The sequence below is a fragment of the Candidatus Pelagibacter sp. PS_44 genome, assembly GCF_059417735.1.
In genome coordinates this window covers 894231-912659 of record NZ_CM182063.1, presented here as the reverse complement: position 1 = coordinate 912659, position 18429 = coordinate 894231, and the positions used below count along the sequence as shown (strand labels likewise).

Sequence of the window (18429 nt, the reverse complement as noted above, 5' to 3'; positions counted from 1 at the left end):
AAACATATGGATAAAATTCAGTCACATGCCAAACTAGTTATTATTGGAGGTGGTATAATGGGAGTAAGTCTTCTATATCACTTAACTAAAGAAGGATGGAGTGATGTAGTTTTAATTGAAAAAAGTGAACTTACTTCAGGTTCTACCTGGCATGCAGCAGGTCAATGTCCTCATATGTTAACAAGTTTAAATCTTGCAAAAATTCATCTTCATTCAACTAATCTTTATAAAAATTTAGAAAAAGAAACTGAGCAACCAACAGGATTTCATGAAACTGGCAGTCTAAGACTTGCATACACGGATGATGATTTAGAATGGTTTAATTATACTAAAGGAATATTAGATATAGTTGGGGCTCCATGCTCAATTATTGGAACAGAAGAGATTCACAAGCATCATCCATTTATAAAACTCGATGGAATTAAAGGAGCATTTTATACTTCTGAAGATGGTTATACAGATCCTACTAGTACTACTAATGCAATGGCTAAAGGTGCTAGGAATGGAGGAGCTAAAATATACAGAAACAATAGAGTAACCGATATTAAAAAAACATCCTCAGATGAATGGAAAGTGATTACAGAAAAAGGAGATATAGTTTGTGAACATGTTGTTAATGCTGCTGGAAGTTTTTGCCCTGAAGTAGCTGCAATGGTAGGATTAAAAAATGTACCTAGCATCAATATGGTTCATCAATATTTGGTTACGGAAGCCCATCCAGAAATAGAAAAATTAGACAAAGAATTACCTGTAGTTAGAGATCCAGACTCTTCATCATACTTAAGACAAGAGGGCAAAGGATTATTAATAGGTCCATATGAAAAAGATGTAGCTGCATGGGCCTTAGATGGAATGGATTGGAAATTTGATATGGAATTACTAGAACCAGATTTAGATAGAATTGCAGATCACCTAGAAAGAGGCATGGATAGAATTCCAGAATTTAAAGATGTTGGTATAAAAAAAATAATATGTGGTCCAATTACCCACACACCTGATGATAATTTTTTAGCAGGTCCTGCGCCTGGTCTCAAAAATTTCTGGATGTTTTGTGCTGCGAGCATCGGCATAGCTCATGGAGGTGGAGCAGGTAAGTATATGGCTCAATGGATTGTTCATGGAGATTCTGAAATTAATATGCAAGAATTTGAACCAAGACGTTATATGAGCTGGGTAAATAAAGAGTACTCTATTGAAAAATCAAAAGAACAATATCGAAGAATGTATGTTACCCCAATGCCTCACGATAAAATTGAAATCGGCAGGCCAATGAAAACAACACCAATATATAAAAAACTTAAAGATAAAGGTGCAGAATATTTTGATTTATATGGATGGGAAAAACCTGATTGGTTTAACAAAGAAAATATTAAAGAAGTTTTGAGCTATAAGAGAAATAATGTTTTTCAATTTATTAAAAATGAATGTGAGCATGTTCATAATAACGTTGGTGTGATTGACTTAAGTACCTTTTCTAAATTCGAAATAATAGGTGAGGATAGTTATCAATTTTTAGATAGATTATGCTCAAATAAGATTCCAAAAAAAGATGGTAGTATTGTTTTAACTCATGTTTTAAATGACATTGGTAGAATTCAAACTGAATTAACAGTCACAAAGTTAAAAGATAATCATTATTATGCCTTGTCTGCAGCAATCTCTGAAATAAGAGATTTAGATTGGTTCAATCATAACAAGTTAGAGGGTGAGAGGGTAACAATAAAAAATTTATCTCTTGAAAAAGGAGTTTTAGGTTTAATAGGACCTAAATCTAGGAATGTACTTGAAAAATTAACTGATACAGATTTGAGCAATGAAAATTTTCCATGGTTAAAATCTAAGAATATAAAGATTAATAATGTAGATATAATTGCTCTCAGAGTTAATTACATGGGTGAATTAGGTTGGGAACTCCACCATCCAATGGAAAAGATGAGCGAAATTTATGATCTTATTATTAAAGAAGGTGAAAAAGAAAATATTATTGATTTTGGAACTCGAGCAATGAATTCTATGAGAATTGAAAAAGGATATAGAGGGTGGGGAGCTGAGCTTACTCCTGAAATTAGTGTTGTAGAAGCAGGTCTTGATAAATTTTTTAATCTTGAAAAGAAAAATGAATTTAAAGGGTCTAAAGCGATTACAAAACTATTAAAAAATGGAATAGAAACAAAGTTAGTATATCTTGAGGTTGAAGCAAAAGATGCTGATGCCCATGGGAATGAACCTGTATATTTTGATAGCAAAAAGGTAGGTCTTACTACATCAGGAGCTTATGGTTTTAGAGTTAAAAAAAGTTTAGCTTTTGCATATGTTAAGCCTGAATATGCAAAAATAGGAAATAAATTATTTATCGAAATTCAAGGAGAAAAAGTCAAAGCAAAAATAATTAATGAACCTGCCTTTGATAAAAATAATGATCGATTAAAATCTTAAACCATTCCAAGTCTAATTACAGAATTTCCAGCATCTATAATACTATCTTTTGCAGGTTTAAATTTCATACCCAATAAATCTCAAAATGTAGAATATAAGTTAAGTGAATTCGGTAATTCAGCAATACCAATAATATCTGCTTTAAAAAAATGGAGCTTAGGTAGAAAAAAAGAAATTTCTAAAATAGTGAATATCTAAGTTAGTGAGATAAGAATTTTTCAGCTTCAAGTGCAGCCATACAACCCATTCCAGCAGCGGTTACAGCTTGTCTGAACGTTTTGTCTTTAACATCACCTGCAGCATAAACTCCAGGGACATTAGTTTCTGTGGAATCTGGTTTTGTTATTAAATAACCTTCTTTATCCATATTTAACTGTTCTTTAAATAAAGCTGTTGCTGGATCGTGACCAATTGCAATAAATAAGCCATCTATTTTCATTTCTTCAACTTTATTAGTTTTTAAATTTTTAATCTTAATGGCTTTAACATTTTTAGGTTCGTTATCCCCAATAACTTCATCAACAGCACTATCCCAAATAATTTCAATTTTTTTATTTTCCATTAATTTCTTTTGAAGCATCTTTTCAGCTCTTAATTCATCTCTTCTATGAATTAGTTTTACTTTAGATGCAAATTTTGTAAGAAACATTGCCTCTTCAACAGCAGCGTTTCCACCACCAACAACTGCCACAACTTTCTCTTTAAAGAAAAAACCATCACAAGTAGCACAAGCAGATACACCAAAGCCTCTAAATTTTTGTTCAGATTCTAAATTTAACCATCTTGCTTGAGCACCAGTTGAAATAATTATGCTATCTGCAGTATATTTTTGACCACTATCACCTATAGCTTCAAAGGGTGTAGATTTTAAATTTACTGATGAGATATGATCTTCAATCATTTCTGTTCCAACAGCTTTAGCCTGATCTCTCATTTGATCCATTAACCATGGACCCTGAATTACATCTGAAAATCCTGGATAATTTTCAACATCTGTTGTTGTAGTTAATTGTCCACCAGGTGCAGAACCGTAAACTAAAACAGGACTTAACATTGCTCTTGCTGCATATACAGCAGCTGTATAGCCAGCTGGACCTGACCCTATTATTAACACTTTTGTGTGTTTAGTTGGATTTTCACTCATGCAGAAGTTATATAAGGATAAATGATAAAATTAAAAGGGTTATTATTGACAGAGGGTATGCATGGCATGATTAGTCAAGTTGAAGGCTTAGCCAAAGCTCTTGATCTAGATTTTATACACGAGAAGATTGAACTTAATAGTTTTTGGAAATTATTTCCACCGAAGCTAACACCAGTTTCAAGCAATGTTTATAAAAAAATAATATCATCTGACTTTGACGTAATTATTTCATGTGGTAGAAAAAGTGTAATCCCATCCATTCACTTAAAAAAGAATTCTAATAAAAAAGTTATTAATATTCATATTCAAAATCCAAAAGTAAATTTTAAAAACTTTGATTTCATTGTAGCACCTGAGCATGACGGAATTACTGGAGAAAATGTAATTAATACAAAAGGAGCAATACACTATTTAACAAAAGAAGAAATTCTAACAAATAAAAACTATCTTGATTCATTTATTAAAAAAGATCAAAGAAAAATTATAACCCTAATTATTGGTGGCCCAACTAAATATTATGACTATTCGACTGAAAATGTTGAAAAAATTTTTACTAATTTAAAAACCTTAGTAGAAAATAATAATTTTCAGTTAGTAGTTATTCCATCGATGAGGACACCAAAAAATATTATTAATTATGCCAAAGAATTTTTTGGAGAAAATCATACTGTTATTGATGATGTGGACAAAAAAGCTTATTTATCAGCATTAGCAATTTCCGAATATATTGTTGTAACATGCGATTCTAGTTCAATGATTTCAGAAGCAGCACTAACAGGAAAGCCAATTTATATTGCAAATATTGAGCCTAAGAAAAATGACAATCGTTTTCAAAAATTCAGAAATTTATTTAAAGAGTTGAATATAACTAGAAATTTAGGAGAAGATTTAGAAAATTGGAACTATCAAAAGCTTGATGAAACGAATAGAGTAGCAAAAATAATAAATCACAAAATTAAACAATAATGTCATTTTTAAATTCAATTCAAAATAACGCAAAAAAACATGACACACCCTTTACACACTGGGAATATACCAATGTATTAACCGATGGAGCAATTCAAGAAATTATAACTGCAGATATACCTGATGTTAGGGAACATGATTTAAATTATGATGGCACACGAGCAATAGATGGAGGTGCTGCTGAATTTAGAGAAGGTAACGCATCTGGTGGCCAAGCTATTAAATTTAGATGTTTTGTTACAAAAGAAAATGAAAAACAATTTCCAAATTTAGTTAAATTTATTAACGAGCTTCAATCAAAAGAAACTCATGAAGTTATTTCAAAAATGATCAATAAAGATTTGTCTAATTCATACGTTAGAGTTGAGGTTATTTGTGATAGGGAAGGGTTCTGGTTAAAACCTCACTGTGATATCAAAGAAAAACTATTGTCAGGCTTAATTTTTGTTAATAATGCCAACGAATCTGAAGAGCTTGGCACTGATTTTTATAATGAAAAATTAGAGAAAGTTAAAACAGTTCCGTATAAAAACAATTATGGCTATCTCTTTTCAAGTGGACCTAATACTTGGCATGGCATGGAGAAGAAAAAAATAGTTAAAGAAAGAAGATGCCTTCAGGTTAACTATGTAACTTTCCCAACTGATTGGAAAGTAGCCTAGTCTAATTTTCGCATAGAATTAGCAAAAAGCACCTAATTTAATGCCAGGTCTACGAACAGGTTATTTCTATAGATCGTGTGTTTTAAACCTTGATATGAGTTACGAAGATATGATTTTTAGTATTGCAAATACTGGACTGTCTTCACATTAAATATCTTGAAGTGCTGTAACTGTAATCTCTTTTGTTTTTAAAGATCTAATTCCCATTAAGCAAGCTTGAGCAGTAGACATGTTTGTACAATAAGGAACTTTATTAACCAGGGTCGCTCTTCTTAAAGCCATTGCATCATGAAGACGGTGTTCACTATTTCCGCCCCCTGTATTAATCACTAATGCAATTTTTCCAGAATTTAACACATCAACAATGTGTGGTGATCCCCCACTAACTTTATTGATGGTTTTACATTTCATTCCATGCTTACGAATGTACTCTGCGGTGCCACCAGTTCCACATAAAGTAAAATTTAACTTTAAGAGTTGTTTTGCTAAATCAACTCCTTCATCCTTATGACCATCTTTTAAAGAAATAAACGCTAAGCCTCTTGTGGGTAGTGAATTTGATGCAGCGATTTGGCTTTTTGCATAAGCCATTCCAAAATCTTTATCAAACCCCATCACTTCTCCCGTAGATTTCATTTCAGGGCCTAATAAAACATCACTGTTTGGAAATTTATTGAAAGGGAAAACTGCTTCTTTGACAGCAAATAAATTTTTATTTTTACTCTTTAAATTAAACTTAGATAACTTTTCTCCAGCCATCACCCTTGAGGCAATTTTTGCAAGTGGCAATCCTTTAGCTTTAGAGACAAAGGGAACAGTTCGACTAGCTCTCGGATTAACTTCAATTACATAAATTTCATCATTTTTAATAGCAAATTGAATATTCATGAAACCTTTTACTTTTAATGCTATGGCTAATTTTTTAGTTTGAATTTCTATTTCAGCGATTAGCTTAGGTTTAATTGATACAGGGGGAAGGCAACAAGCAGAGTCCCCTGAGTGAATTCCGGCTTCTTCAATGTGCTGCATAATTCCTGCCACATAAACTTCTTTTCCATCTGATATGGCATCTACATCCACTTCCATTGCGTGACTTATAAACTTATCTATTAGTATTGGATTTTCTTCTGCAGCCTTAAAAGCTTCTTCTACAAAATTTTTAAGCTGACTTTTTTCGTAGACAATCTCCATTGCTCTACCACCTAATACATAGGATGGCCTTACCATTAAGGGCAGTCCAATTTTTTCAGCAATTTGAATAGCTTGTTTGTAATTTTGAGCGATACCACTTTCTGCTTGTTTTAATCTTAACTTATCAAGTAATTTACTAAATCTATCTCTATCTTCAGCAAGATCGATGGATGTGTATTGTGTTCCTAAAATTGGCAGCTTGTTGTCATGTAAAAATTTAGCAAGTCTTATAGGAGTTTGTCCACCAAACTGAGCAATGATCCCTACAAGGTTTCCCTTTTGTTGTTCTTTTTTAATAATATTAAAAACATACTCCTCTTTTAGAGGTTCAAAATATAGTCTGTCACTAGTATCGTAATCCGTTGAAACTGTTTCTGGATTACAGTTAATCATTATAGTTTCAAAGCCACTTTCTTTAAGTGCATAACTTGCCTGACAACAACAATAGTCAAATTCAATACCTTGACCTATACGATTTGGTCCGCCACCTAAAATTATTATTTTTTTTCTAGAAGAGGGGTCTGCCTCACACTCTGAATTTAAAGCATAGTTTCTTTGATATGTTGAATACATATAAGGGGTGAAAGATTTAAATTCAGCAGCACAGGTATCTACTTTTTTGTAAACGGGTAATACTTTTAAAGCAGTTCTTTTTTTTCTAATAAGGTCTTCATGAATTTTAGTGATTTCAGATAATTTTTTATCTGAAAAACCTATGGACTTAATTCTATTAAATTCATTGTAATCTTTAGGTAGACCTTTTCTTTGAATTTGGTTTTCCTCATCAACAATTTCTTTTATCTGCTCTAAAAACCAAGGATCTATTTTACAAAGTTGATGAATTCTTTTGATATTTATTTTTTTCCTAAATGCTTCTGCAGCTAACAGTATTCTGTTTGGAATATTTTTTCTTAATTCTTTTTCAATTTGTTTTTTGTTTAATGGAAAAATACGATCAAGACCTGAAAAGCCAATTTCAAGAGAAACTAAAGCTTTTTGTAAAGACTCTTTAAAGTTTCTACCAATTGCCATCGCTTCACCAACAGATTTCATTGATGTCCCAAGAATTGCCTCAGATGTTGAGAATTTTTCAAATGTAAATCGTGGAATTTTTGTTACAACATAGTCAATACTTGGCTCAAAAGAGGCAGGGGTTGTTTTGGTAATTTCATTTTTCAATTCATCAAGCGTGTAACCGATAGCCAGTTTGGCAGCAACTTTTGCTATTGGAAATCCAGTTGCCTTAGAAGCAAGGGCTGATGAACGTGACACTCTTGGGTTCATTTCTATGATAACCATCCTGCCGTCTTTAGGATTGATTGCAAATTGTACGTTCGATCCACCTGTTTCTACTCCAATTTTTCTAAGACAAGCAATAGAAGCATTTCTCATCACTTGATATTCTTTATCAGTAAGGGTTAGTGCAGGTGCAACTGTAATTGAGTCTCCAGTGTGAATTCCCATTGGATCAATATTCTCAATTGAACAAATAATAATGCAGTTATCTTTTTTATCTCTGACAACTTCCATTTCAAACTCTTTCCAACCTTCAAGGCACTCTTCTATTAAAATTTGACTAACAGGGGACTCATGCAAACCATCTTTAACTATTTTAAAATATTCTTTTTCTGTTTTTGCAATTCCTCCACCCAGTCCTCCTAGAGTAAAAGCTGGTCTAATTATTGCAGGTAGCCCAATTTGTTTTAAAACCTTTGCAGCGTCTCTAACATGATTTACAACTTTAGATTTTGGAAGGTCTAAACCTATATCCAACATATTTTTTCTAAACTTTTTTCTATCCTCAGCATTGGATATTGCTTTAGAATTTGCACCAATAAGTTCGATTTTATATTTCTTTAAAATACCTTTTTTCTCAGCGGCCATTGCTAAGTTCAGAGCTGTTTGACCACCCATGGTTGGTAAAATTGCATCTGGTTTTTCTTTTTTAAGAATTTTTTCAAGCACCCCTAAAGTTATCGGCTCAATATAAGTTTTATCAGCCACACCCGGGTCTGTCATAATAGTTGCAGGATTAGAATTGATTAAGATAACTTTATAACCCTCATCTTTAAGTGCTTTACAAGCTTGCGTACCGGAGTAATCAAACTCACAAGCTTGACCTATGATTATTGGTCCAGCACCAACAACTAATATAGTTTTAAGATCTTTTCTTTTTGGCATTTTTTTTCATGTTATTAAAAAATTCTTTGAATAAATAAACACTATCTTGTGGCCCTGGATTTGATTCAGGATGATACTGAACAGAGAAAACTGGTTTATTTTTTAATCTAATTCCCTCAATACAATTATCAAATAAAGATTTATGAGTGACTTCAATATTTTTAGGAAGCGTTGCTCTCACAATTTCAAAACCATGGTTTTGACTTGTAATTTCCACATTATCTTTAAGTAGATTTTTTACAGGATGGTTAGCTCCTCTATGACCTAATTTCATTTTTTTAGTTTTTGCACCAAGCGTTAGTGCAAGAATTTGATGACCTAGACAAATACCAAAAATAGGTAAATTTTTATTGATTAATTCTTTTATAATTTCGATAGCATATTTTCCAGTTGCCGCAGGATCTCCTGGGCCATTAGATAAAAAGATACCATTTGGTTTTAGCTTTAAAATATCTTTTGTACTAGTTTTGCAAGAAACAACAGTTACTTTACAGTTTAGATCTGAAAAATATCTTAAGATATTTTTTTTTATTCCATAATCAATAGCAACAACATGTAATGAATTTTTCTTATTTTTTAAATAACCAGTTTCTTTTTTCCAAGTCTTAAACCCTGACCAAATATAACTTTTTTTAGTAGTAACCTGTTCTGCTAAATCTAAATTATTTAATCCACTCCATTTGTTAGTAATGTTAATTAATTTGCTTATATTAAAATTACCGTTTTTAGAAATAGAAATTGTTCCCTTTGGAGCACCTTTATCTCTAATAAAATTAGTTAAACTTCTAGTATCAAGTCCAGTGATCCCTACAATTTTATTTTTTTTTAACCACATGTCCAAGTTAACGAAAGATCTGTAATTAGAAGGACTTGTTATTTCAGAATTAAAAATTACACCTTTAGTCCAAACCTTATCAGACTCTAAATCCTCTTTATTAGTTCCAACATTACCAATGTGAGGGAACGTAAAATTAATGATTTGTCCGGCATAAGATGGATCTGAGATAATTTCTTGATATCCTGTTAAGGAAGTGTTGAAACAAACTTCGCCAGTAGCAGTTCCCTGATATCCAATACCAATACCTTTAAAGATTGTTTTATTTTCAAGAACTAAAATGCCTGTGGGAATCTGAGAGATTTTTTTTGAGCTAGTTTTTTTTGCTTTTTTGATCAATTACAACTCATGAGTTAAAGGTTAATACAATAAAACCTTAATTACCGCAACAGAGATGTATTATAAAATTATAAAAAAACAATTTTTCTTTTGAAGAATTTTTACTTTGCAGTAGATTAAAAAATATTATGACATTGAAAGAAAAAATTGAAACTAACTATAAAAATTCTTTAAAAGCAAAAAATAAGACAGAAATATCAACCTATAGGTTAATTTTATCTTCAATTAAAGATCTTGATATTGTTAATCGATCTGGACCTGACAAAAAAGAAACAGACGATGAGGACATCAAGAAACTTTTGAAGAAAATGATCAAACAAAGAACCGAATCAATAGAGATCTATAAAAAGAACGATAGAAAAGATTTATTAGAAGTGGAGCAAAACGAATTTGAACTATTATCTAGTTTTTTGCCTAAACAATTAAATGACGAGGAAACTAAAAAAATATGCGTTGATACAATAAGCAAATTAGGAGCAGCATCGATTAAAGATATGGGCAAAGTGATGGGTGAGCTTAAAAAGTCTTATCCTGACAACTTAGACTTTGCTAAAGCTGGACCATTGCTTAAAGAATTATTAAATAAATAATGAAATATCCCAAAGAATACTTAGACGAAATTAAAACTCGTTTAAAAGTTTCAACAGTTGTCTCAAAATCAGTTAGCTTAAAAAAAAGAGGCAAAGAATTTGTTGGTCTATCGCCATTTAAGACAGAAAAAACACCATCTTTTACGGTCAATGATGAAAAAGAATTCTATCATTGTTTTGCGACATCAGAACACGGAAATATTTTTGATTTTGTAATGAAAACTCAAAATTTAAAATTTGGCGAAGCTGTAAAATCTCTAGCTAATCTTGCTGGTATGAGACCATACACATTTTCAAAACAAGATGAAGAAAGAGAGAAAAATTGGCAAGAGTATTCTTCAATTTATAACCAATATGTCGAATTTTATCATGATGAAATTTTAAAAAATGAAAGTTTAACTATTGCAAGAGACTATTTAAAAAAAAGAAACCTTAGTAAAGATGAGGTAAAAAATTTTAAAATCGGATTTGTTGAAAGAAATTCTAATTTTTATGAAAAATTAAAAGATCAATTTAGTGAAAAAGTTTTAGTTGAAAGTGGCCTTTTTTATTTGGATGAAAAAAAAAATACATATATAGAAAGATTTAGAGATAGAATAATATTTCCAATAAATAATATTTCTGGTCAGCCTATTGGATTGGGTGGAAGAACTATTAATGAAAATAGTTATGGTGCAAAATATATAAATTCTCCAGAGACTCCTTTTTTTAAAAAAGGTTCTAACTTATATAATTTAGATTTAGCTCGAAAATTATCTAATAAAATTGATCATGTGTATCTTGTTGAAGGTTACATGGATGTTGTTGGCTTAAGTAAAAATGGAATAGAAAATGTTGTTGCAAACCTTGGAACGTCATTAACTGACAGACAAATTTTAATTTTAAATCAATTTTTTGATGACATAATTATTTGTTTTGATGGAGATGAAAGTGGATATAAAGCAGCCCTCAGAGCAGCTGAAAATTCAATAAAAGAATTACAACCTGAAAAACAAATTTCATTTCTTTTTTTACCAGATGGAGAAGACCCAGATAGTTATGCAAACAAAAATGGTAAAGCTAATTTTATAGATTTTACCAAACAAGCAAAAATTTCTATTCATCAATTCATATTTAATCACTACAAACAACAAACTGATAATAATCCTTCATCAATGGCAATTTTTGAAAAAAAATTAAGATCTATTGCGCGAACCATTAAAGATGATTTTATTAAAAAATATGTACTTGAGTTTTTCTTAGAAAAAATCTCATCTTTAACACCGCATAGCAATGTAGGTAAAAAACAATTTTATACAAAAAAGATTAAGTCTTTACAATCTACACAAAAATACTTCAATGAAAGTAAATCATTAAGTGGGGTAGAGCTCAAAGAGTTTTCATTACTTTATCTGATATTAAATAACTTAGATATTTTTCAAGATAATATTCACTTAATTGAAAATATTAGATTGTTCAGTGATGAAAATAAATTGATCTATGAAACTCTTTTATTAAAGTTAAAAAGTGGAGAGAAACTTACGCTTGAGCAAATTCCTATTGATCCACAATTAATAGAAAAAATCTTCAAATTTGCTTCCATTAAACATATTTTAAATAGTCATCAAAACAATCAAGAAAAGATGTTTGAATTATTAGATGAGGTTTCAAGAGATCTCAAAAATTACGATTTAGAGTTTAGAATTGAAGAGCTAGAATCGAAATTTTCAAAGGATTTAAGCGAAAGTACTTTCAATGAATTAAGAGAGCTTAAAAAGCAAAAAAATATCAATTAAATCCAACAAAAAATACATGGATTTTTCTAAAATTGCGCTTATATAAGACTTCTCAAATATATACAATTGTGGAAAGAATAATTACAAAATCATTTGCTAGACTTATGGGTAGAGGAACCCATAGAGGATTTATAACTTTTGATGAGCTAAACAAATCTCTAGGTAAAAGAAATCTTTCTAATGAGAATTTAGAACAAGCTTTCATGCACATTCTTGATGAGAGCGTTTCTCTAGTAGAAAAAAAATCAGATTTTAAAGTTTTAAGAAAAAAAGAAAACTCTTCTAAAGAAGAAGGCAAAACTATTGAAAAGAGTGATGATCCTATAAGAATGTATTTAAGGGAGATGGGAGGGGTAGAACTTTTATCTCGTGAAGGTGAAATTGCAATTGCTAAAAGAATAGAAGCTGGAAAAGATGTAATGCTTATTGCATTAGCACAAAGCCCAATTACAGCACAGCAATTTGTTGAGTGGGATGAAAAACTTCAAAAGGATGAAATTCTAGTAAGAGAAATTATTGATATTGATACAAATTATATGGAGGACGAAAATACAGGTCCTAGTGCTAAACAAAGAAATTCAGGTGAAACAGATAAAAATGAAGATAGCAATGATGATGATGAATTCAATCCTACGCTTGCTGCAATGGAAACTGAAATTAAACCAAAGGTTTTAAAAACAGTAAATACTCTAACAAAAGAGTACGCAAAGTTAATTAAATATCAAAAAGAGAAATTAGATTGTATTTTAAATTCAGTAAGTTTTTCAACTGCCAAAGAAAAAGGCTATGACAAAATTGTAAGTGATATTTTAGAAAATATTAAATCACTTCAGTTATCTCCATCTGTATTAGAAGAATTAGTTCAAAAACATTATGTAGAAAATAAAAAGATTGTTTCTTTAGAGGGAAATCTTTTGAGACTTGCAATGGATCAAAAAATTCCAAGAAATGAATTTATTAAGTTTTATATAGGCAATGAAATTAATCCAAATCTTAAAAAATTTCTTGATACCAATCTCATGTGGAAACAGTTTTTTTCAAAAAACAAAGATGAATTTAAGAATATTAGAGAAAGATTAATTGAGATTAGTCATAAGCTTGGGATCTCAGTTACAGATTATAAAAAATTAGTTAGCAGAATTCAAAAAGGTGAAAAAGAATCTAGAATAGCAAAAAAAGAAATGGTTGAAGCCAACTTGAGATTAGTAATCTCTATTGCCAAAAAATATACTAATAGAGGACTTCAATTTTTAGATCTTATTCAAGAAGGAAACATTGGTCTTATGAAGGCAGTAGATAAATTTGAATATAGAAGAGGATACAAATTTTCAACATATGCTACATGGTGGATAAGACAAGCGATTACAAGATCTATCGCTGACCAAGCGCGAACGATTAGAATTCCAGTTCATATGATTGAAACCATTAATAAAATTGTTAGAACACAAAGACTAATTTTAAGTGAATTTGGTAGAGAGGCGACACCTGAGGAATTAGCAAAAAAATTAAGAATGCCATTAGATAAAGTTAGAAAGGTTTTAAAAATATCAAAAGAACCAGTTTCACTTGAAAAGCCAGTGGGCGATGAAGAAGATAGTAGTTTGGGAGATTTTATTGAAGACACAAAAGCGTTAGCCCCACTAGAACAAGCTATTAAATCAAATTTAAGTGAGGCGACTACTAAGATTTTATCAACACTAACGCCAAGAGAAGAAAGGGTTCTTAGAATGAGATTTGGAGTTGGCATGAATACAGATCACACTCTTGAAGAAGTAGGATTACAATTTTCAGTAACTAGAGAACGTATTAGACAGATTGAAGCCAAAGCTCTTAGAAAATTAAAACACCCAAGTAGATCCAAGCAACTAAAAAGCTTTTTAGAAAGCTAAATAAACTGATCTATTTATTAACATAAAGTAGATCTTATTTATTTTTAATATTTAATAGAGTATTAAATTAATCAAATGAATAGTAAAATTCTTAATCCTTATTTCCTTGTTTTATTTTCTTTCATACCCGCATCTATAATTATTGGACCTGCTTTTTCTTTGTTTAATATTCTACTAATTGATATTTCGTTCATTTTTTTTATTCTATTCAAAAAAGATTTTAAGTTCTTATCGAATAAAACTGTTAAACTTATACTATTACTTTGTTTGTATTTAGTTTTTAATTCCATTATTGCAAAAGATTTTTCAATGAGTGCACCTAGAAATCTTGGATTTATTAGATTCGGAATACTTTTTTTGGCATTTAATTATTTTTTTGAAGATAGGGGATTTTTGAAAAAAGTTTTTTTGGTCTGGATGACAATAATATCAATTGTTATTCTTGATATTTATTTTGAAAGAGTAACAGGTACAAACGTATTAGGCTATGGATCAGATTATATAAATGGTATTGAGCAGCCCAATGGGAATAGAGTCGTAAGTTTTTTTAAAGATGAGCCAATTGTAGGTGGTTACATTTATGGGTTTTATTTGATATTTATTGGATACTTATTTTTTTTTAATAAAGGAATATCAAATAAGTATAAATATATTATATTTATTTTTTCAATTTTTTTTCTTACTGCAATAATCATAACAGGTGAAAGATCAAATTCGATTAAGGCAATTCTTAGTTTTTTTTTATTTTATTTTTTGAATGACCATTTCAAATTTAAAGATAAAATACTTTCAGTTTTATTATTAGTTTTATTATTTATATTTTTGCTTAATAACTCTAATTTTTTAAAATTGAGATATGGTGGTCAATTTTTTAAACCAATAATTTCTATTTTTCAGTCTAATAATGAAATTAGTGTTGAGAGAGAAGCAAATAAAAATTTATATATTGCTCTTTATCAATCTGGATTTGAAGTTTTTAAAAAATATAAATTTTTTGGAGTAGGTAATAAAAATTATAGATTAGAGACGTGCTCAAATGAAAAAAATCCTAAGTATTATTGTAATACCCATCCTCATCAGCTGTATTTTGAGTTTTTGGCAGAACATGGAATTGTAGGAACTGTGTTTTTAATTTTAATTTTATTTAGTCTAATTTTTAGTAAAATTAAAATTATTCTTGGCTCTAAAAATTATCTACAATTAGGCTGTTTAATTTTTTTGTTAACTTCATTTATTCCATTGTTACCCAGTGGTGCTTTTTTTGCAGATTACAATTTAACTATTTTTTGGATAAACTTATCTATTATGTATGCTGCTGGAAATAAAACTAATGTATTTAGATTTAATTAAAATTAATAGATAAATTATATTTATGGGACTGTAGCTCAATAGTAGAGTACTGCATTGACATTGCAGGGGTAGTTGGAGCGTAACCAACCAGTCCCACCATTCTCATTATTTTTACCTATACTAGACATCGGTTGCATTATAATATAATTAAAGTTAAATTTTCAGGGCCTGTAGCTCAGTTGGTTAGAGCAGTACACTCATAATGTATTGGTCCCAGGTTCGAGTCCTGGCGGGCCCACCAATAATTATTTTTTACAAAAGATTATTTAACGAACTCTTTTAAAGTAGAAAAAAGACCGTTAATATCTCCATTGTTACTTTGGATGATAGATGAAAATTCTTCCTTCTGAGTTCTTGCAAGACTCAAGCCTTCAATAATTAAATCTCTAATTAAAGGGTTTTCAGGATTTTTTGTATAAACCCTCCAATCAATTTTAACCTCTGGTCTTTGATCCGTTGCAACTAATTTACTAGAAACCATTGTGTAAGTTTCATTAAGTTTTTCTTTAGATATAACCTCTATTTCAGGATTTGAATACTCGGCCAATCTACTAGAAAAACTTTTTAAAAAATATTGCATAAAGAGTGTTTCATATTCACGTAATTCACTTTCACTTATATTTTTTCTATAAGAGCCTAAAGTGTAAGAGCCAATCCCATTTATATCAACAGTTTCCATTGCAATCTGTTTTAACTTCTCTATTTTTTCTTCTTTTGAATATTTATTATTTAAAGCTTCTGAAGCTCTATTTACCGTTGATTGCACAAATACATCGGGCTCCATTGAATAGGATTGATTAAAACTAATAAAATTTATTATGATAAAAGAAAATATTAAAAACTTTTTTAATCTCATTAAGTTTTATTTTTTTACTGAGTTTCTATTTCTTCCCAATCACTATCGTTTTGGGTTTCAGTTATTGCATTTGAGTTTGCAATTTTTTGTTGTCTGTCTTGTAAATATAAACTTCTAACAGATGCATAAAAATCTATTGAGTTTTTTTCTAGGTTATCAAAAGACTCTATATTTTTTGCTCTAAAATCAATTCCAGTACCTGCTCTTGTCGCATAATAATCAAAATCAGAAAAGTGTTGAGTGTCATTTGCAACAGTAACATTATACCATGCATCACCTCCCATTAAGTTCGCCAATGAACCAACCGTGTCCCTTACAGTTGAAGGCCCCAAAACAGGGAGCATTACATAACATCCTTCACCAACACCCATAACACCAAGTGTTTGACCATAGTCCTCTTTTTCATATTCTGGAAAACCTACTTTTTCTGCTACATCAAATATTCCAACAACTCCAATAGTTGTATTAACTATAAACCTACCAGTATTAACAGTAGCTTTTTTAAAATCTCCTTGAAGTAGATTATTAGGAATTGTTACAAGTGTTGAAAGATTATCTAAAGCATTACTTGTTCCAGTTCTTACTGGAGATGGCAAAACCCTATAAGCTTTAGCAAGAGGTTCAAAAACAACACCATCTAAAACCTGATTAAATTTAAAAGTTGCTCTATTTACACTTTCAAAACAATCTTTTACTTCACCCGAATTTTTGTTAGACATATTATTTTCACCATCAGTATCAGCACTTACATTGGTGACTAACATTAAACTAATTAGTGAAGTTAATAAAAATTTTTTCATTATTTTTTAATTATATAATGTATATAATCTCAATGTAAATCTAGAATTAGTTATAAATATGACCCAAAAATGGCTCTAAAGATAGCATTAAACTACTCACCTAACTTTAATCCAAAGAAAAGATCATCTAAGCAAATCAAATTCATTATTTTTCATTATACGGGAATGAAAAACGAATCTGATGCTTTGAGGAGACTTACAGATATACAATCTGAGGTTAGCTGTCATTATTTTATCAAAAATAATGGAGAGATTATAAATATGGTACCAGATTTATATATTGCATGGCATGCTGGAAAATCTTCATGGAAAAATTATAAATCTTTAAATCAAAACTCTATTGGAATTGAAATTACAAATCCAGGACATGAGCATGGATATAAAAAATTCAAACAAAAACAAATATCTTCACTTTTAAAATTAACTAAATCATTAATAAAGAAATACAACATTCTTCCTGAAAATATTTTAGGACACTCAGATATAGCCCCACAAAGAAAGAAAGATCCTGGAGAAAAGTTTCCTTGGGAATATTTATCAAAAAAAAATATAGGGGTGTGGCATGCATTAAAGGATAAGCAAGAACTGATAAAAAATAGAAAACTTAAAATAAATGAAGAAGAAGAAACTTTTTTCTATAAAAATTTATTCAAGATTGGGTATTCAAAAAAGAAACCGTTAAATATTAATAGAGTAAAATATTTAAGAGAGTTAGTAAAGGCATTTCAAAGAAGGTTTAGACAAGAATTAGTTAATGGTAAAATTGATCAAGAATGCTTGCTTATTAGTAAAAATCTTGTTGAAGAATTTAAATAAATTTTGCTTGAAGTTTTTGAGTTTAGTAATAAATTATAAATGCTAGATGAACGACTTATCGCTTTAATTTTATTAAAGAGGAAAGTCCGGGCTCCGCAAAGACACAGTGCCAGGTAATACCTGGCGGGGGAAACCCTAGGGATAGTGCCACAGAAAATATACCGCCATAACATGGCAAGGGTGAAAAGGTGTGGTAAGAGCACACCGGTTCTATTGGTAACAATGAACGCTGGAAAACCCCACTGGGAGCAAGACTAAGTAGAGGTGACATTGTTGCAAAACTAAAAGCCGTCTTTGGCTAGTCATCAGGGTTAGTTGCTTGAGCTTAAGAGTGATCTTAAGCCTAGAGAAATGATAAGTTTTAATGACAGAACCCGGCTTATAGTTCGTCTAGCAAACTTATCCACAACTAGTGCTTAATTATAAAATAAGTGTTCACCTTTTGATTCATAATTGAGTCATTTATGTTCTTATTTTTAATCTCACAATTGTATTAGTTTCAAACTTAAAAATTGAATTTAAACTCTAAAGAGATAGACAACAAGTTGTTCATAAACTTCATCAAATAAGCCTAAAATGAACATATTGACAGCATGTCT

15 protein-coding genes, 2 tRNA genes and 1 other RNA gene are annotated in these 18429 nt (G+C 30.2%); 12 read left to right on the top strand and 6 right to left on the bottom strand.

Annotation, left to right across the window (positions count from 1 at the left end; all coding sequences use genetic code 11):
* Nucleotides 1–6 precede the first annotated feature (6 nt).
* Together AC5SLO_RS05015 and AC5SLO_RS05010 are read left to right on the top strand one after the other, a co-directional pair.
* Nucleotides 7–2436, top strand: a complete 2430-nt coding sequence (locus tag AC5SLO_RS05015; protein WP_494572883.1) for an FAD-dependent oxidoreductase — start codon at nt 7–9, stop codon at nt 2434–2436.
* A 3-nt stretch (nt 2437–2439) separates the two neighbouring features.
* Nucleotides 2440–2634 carry a winged helix-turn-helix transcriptional regulator gene (locus tag AC5SLO_RS05010; protein WP_494573787.1) on the top strand — a complete coding sequence of 65 codons (195 nt, stop codon included), beginning with the start codon at nt 2440–2442 and terminating at the stop codon, nt 2632–2634.
* A 1-nt stretch (nt 2635) separates the two neighbouring features.
* On the opposite strand, the gene trxB is transcribed toward AC5SLO_RS05010, so the two are convergent.
* On the bottom strand, nt 2636–3580 hold the full coding sequence (gene trxB, locus AC5SLO_RS05005) for a thioredoxin-disulfide reductase (RefSeq protein ID WP_494572882.1): 945 nt from the start codon (nt 3578–3580) through the stop codon (nt 2636–2638).
* A 21-nt stretch (nt 3581–3601) separates the two neighbouring features.
* On the opposite strand from trxB, the gene AC5SLO_RS05000 reads away from it, so the two are divergent.
* Nucleotides 3602–4546, top strand: a complete 945-nt coding sequence (locus tag AC5SLO_RS05000) for a mitochondrial fission ELM1 family protein (RefSeq protein WP_494572881.1) — start codon at nt 3602–3604, stop codon at nt 4544–4546.
* Nucleotides 4546–5208 (top strand): hypothetical protein, encoded by a 663-nt coding sequence (locus tag AC5SLO_RS04995; protein WP_494572880.1) that lies wholly within the window; start codon nt 4546–4548, stop codon nt 5206–5208. The genes AC5SLO_RS05000 and AC5SLO_RS04995 overlap by 1 nt, the downstream gene beginning before the upstream one ends.
* 147 nt (nt 5209–5355) lie before the next feature.
* Here the strand turns inward: AC5SLO_RS04995 and carB are convergent, their stop codons facing one another.
* Nucleotides 5356–8580, bottom strand: a complete 3225-nt coding sequence (carB, locus tag AC5SLO_RS04990; protein WP_494572879.1) for a carbamoyl-phosphate synthase large subunit — start codon at nt 8578–8580, stop codon at nt 5356–5358.
* Nucleotides 8558–9754: a glutamine-hydrolyzing carbamoyl-phosphate synthase small subunit gene (carA, locus tag AC5SLO_RS04985; protein WP_494572878.1), complete on the bottom strand. Its 1197-nt coding sequence runs from the start codon at nt 9752–9754 to the stop codon at nt 8558–8560. The genes carB and carA overlap by 23 nt, the downstream gene beginning before the upstream one ends.
* Nucleotides 9755–9882: 128 nt before the next feature.
* Here carA and AC5SLO_RS04980 point away from each other — a divergent pair, with 128 nt between their 5' ends.
* From AC5SLO_RS04980 to rpoD, 3 genes are all read left to right on the top strand, one after another.
* Nucleotides 9883–10344, top strand: a complete 462-nt coding sequence (locus AC5SLO_RS04980; RefSeq protein WP_494572877.1) for a GatB/YqeY domain-containing protein — start codon at nt 9883–9885, stop codon at nt 10342–10344.
* Nucleotides 10344–12119 (top strand): DNA primase, encoded by a 1776-nt coding sequence (gene dnaG, locus AC5SLO_RS04975; protein ID WP_494572876.1) that lies wholly within the window; start codon nt 10344–10346, stop codon nt 12117–12119. The genes AC5SLO_RS04980 and dnaG overlap by 1 nt, the downstream gene beginning before the upstream one ends.
* Before the next feature lie 68 nt (nt 12120–12187).
* Nucleotides 12188–14008, top strand: a complete 1821-nt coding sequence (gene rpoD / locus AC5SLO_RS04970; RefSeq protein ID WP_494572875.1) for an RNA polymerase sigma factor RpoD — start codon at nt 12188–12190, stop codon at nt 14006–14008.
* Nucleotides 14009–14106: 98 nt separating this feature from the next.
* Here the strand turns inward: rpoD and AC5SLO_RS04965 are convergent, their stop codons facing one another.
* Nucleotides 14107–14298 (bottom strand): hypothetical protein, encoded by a 192-nt coding sequence (locus AC5SLO_RS04965; protein ID WP_494572874.1) that lies wholly within the window; start codon nt 14296–14298, stop codon nt 14107–14109.
* A 19-nt stretch (nt 14299–14317) separates the two neighbouring features.
* Here AC5SLO_RS04965 and AC5SLO_RS04960 point away from each other — a divergent pair, with 19 nt between their 5' ends.
* The 3 genes from AC5SLO_RS04960 to AC5SLO_RS04950 all read left to right on the top strand — a co-directional run bounded on the left by AC5SLO_RS04960 (nt 14318) and on the right by AC5SLO_RS04950 (nt 15599).
* Complete coding sequence (locus tag AC5SLO_RS04960) at nt 14318–15358, top strand: O-antigen ligase family protein (RefSeq protein ID WP_494572873.1); 1041 nt, start codon at nt 14318–14320, stop codon at nt 15356–15358.
* Nucleotides 15359–15382: 24 nt separating this feature from the next.
* Nucleotides 15383–15457, top strand: a tRNA-Val gene (locus AC5SLO_RS04955).
* A 65-nt stretch (nt 15458–15522) separates the two neighbouring features.
* Nucleotides 15523–15599, top strand: a tRNA-Ile gene (locus tag AC5SLO_RS04950).
* Nucleotides 15600–15620: 21 nt separating this feature from the next.
* Here the strand turns inward: AC5SLO_RS04950 and AC5SLO_RS04945 are convergent.
* Together AC5SLO_RS04945 and AC5SLO_RS04940 are read right to left on the bottom strand one after the other, a co-directional pair.
* Nucleotides 15621–16214 carry an MlaC/ttg2D family ABC transporter substrate-binding protein gene (locus AC5SLO_RS04945; protein ID WP_494572872.1) on the bottom strand — a complete coding sequence of 198 codons (594 nt, stop codon included), beginning with the start codon at nt 16212–16214 and terminating at the stop codon, nt 15621–15623.
* Nucleotides 16215–16228: 14 nt separating this feature from the next.
* On the bottom strand, nt 16229–17014 hold the full coding sequence (locus AC5SLO_RS04940) for an MlaA family lipoprotein (RefSeq protein WP_494572871.1): 786 nt from the start codon (nt 17012–17014) through the stop codon (nt 16229–16231).
* Nucleotides 17015–17083: 69 nt separating this feature from the next.
* Here AC5SLO_RS04940 and AC5SLO_RS04935 point away from each other — a divergent pair, with 69 nt between their 5' ends.
* Together AC5SLO_RS04935 and rnpB are read left to right on the top strand one after the other, a co-directional pair.
* Nucleotides 17084–17830, top strand: a complete 747-nt coding sequence (locus AC5SLO_RS04935) for an N-acetylmuramoyl-L-alanine amidase (RefSeq protein WP_494572870.1) — start codon at nt 17084–17086, stop codon at nt 17828–17830.
* Nucleotides 17831–17872: 42 nt separating this feature from the next.
* Nucleotides 17873–18228, top strand: an RNA gene (gene rnpB / locus AC5SLO_RS04930) — RNase P RNA component class A.
* Nucleotides 18229–18429 lie beyond the last annotated feature (201 nt).

Bases quoted from the DNA above. Each gene is read 5' to 3' on its own strand.
- AC5SLO_RS05015 (WP_494572883.1), top strand. From the start codon at position 7: ATGGATAAAATTCAGTCACATGCCAAACTAGTTATTATTGGAGGTGGT.
- trxB (WP_494572882.1), bottom strand. From the start codon at position 3,580: ATGAGTGAAAATCCAACTAAACACACAAAAGTGTTAATAATAGGGTCA.
- AC5SLO_RS05000 (WP_494572881.1), top strand. From the start codon at position 3,602: ATGATAAAATTAAAAGGGTTATTATTGACAGAGGGTATGCATGGCATG.
- AC5SLO_RS04995 (WP_494572880.1), top strand. From the start codon at position 4,546: ATGTCATTTTTAAATTCAATTCAAAATAACGCAAAAAAACATGACACA.
- carB (WP_494572879.1), bottom strand. From the start codon at position 8,580: ATGCCAAAAAGAAAAGATCTTAAAACTATATTAGTTGTTGGTGCTGGA.
- AC5SLO_RS04980 (WP_494572877.1), top strand. From the start codon at position 9,883: ATGACATTGAAAGAAAAAATTGAAACTAACTATAAAAATTCTTTAAAA.
- dnaG (WP_494572876.1), top strand. From the start codon at position 10,344: ATGAAATATCCCAAAGAATACTTAGACGAAATTAAAACTCGTTTAAAA.
- AC5SLO_RS04965 (WP_494572874.1), bottom strand. From the start codon at position 14,298: ATGGAATTAAAAACTAAATACAAACAAAGTAATAGTATAAGTTTAACA.
- AC5SLO_RS04960 (WP_494572873.1), top strand. From the start codon at position 14,318: ATGAGTGCACCTAGAAATCTTGGATTTATTAGATTCGGAATACTTTTT.
- AC5SLO_RS04945 (WP_494572872.1), bottom strand. From the start codon at position 16,214: ATGAGATTAAAAAAGTTTTTAATATTTTCTTTTATCATAATAAATTTT.
- AC5SLO_RS04940 (WP_494572871.1), bottom strand. From the start codon at position 17,014: ATGAAAAAATTTTTATTAACTTCACTAATTAGTTTAATGTTAGTCACC.
- AC5SLO_RS04935 (WP_494572870.1), top strand. From the start codon at position 17,084: ATGGCTCTAAAGATAGCATTAAACTACTCACCTAACTTTAATCCAAAG.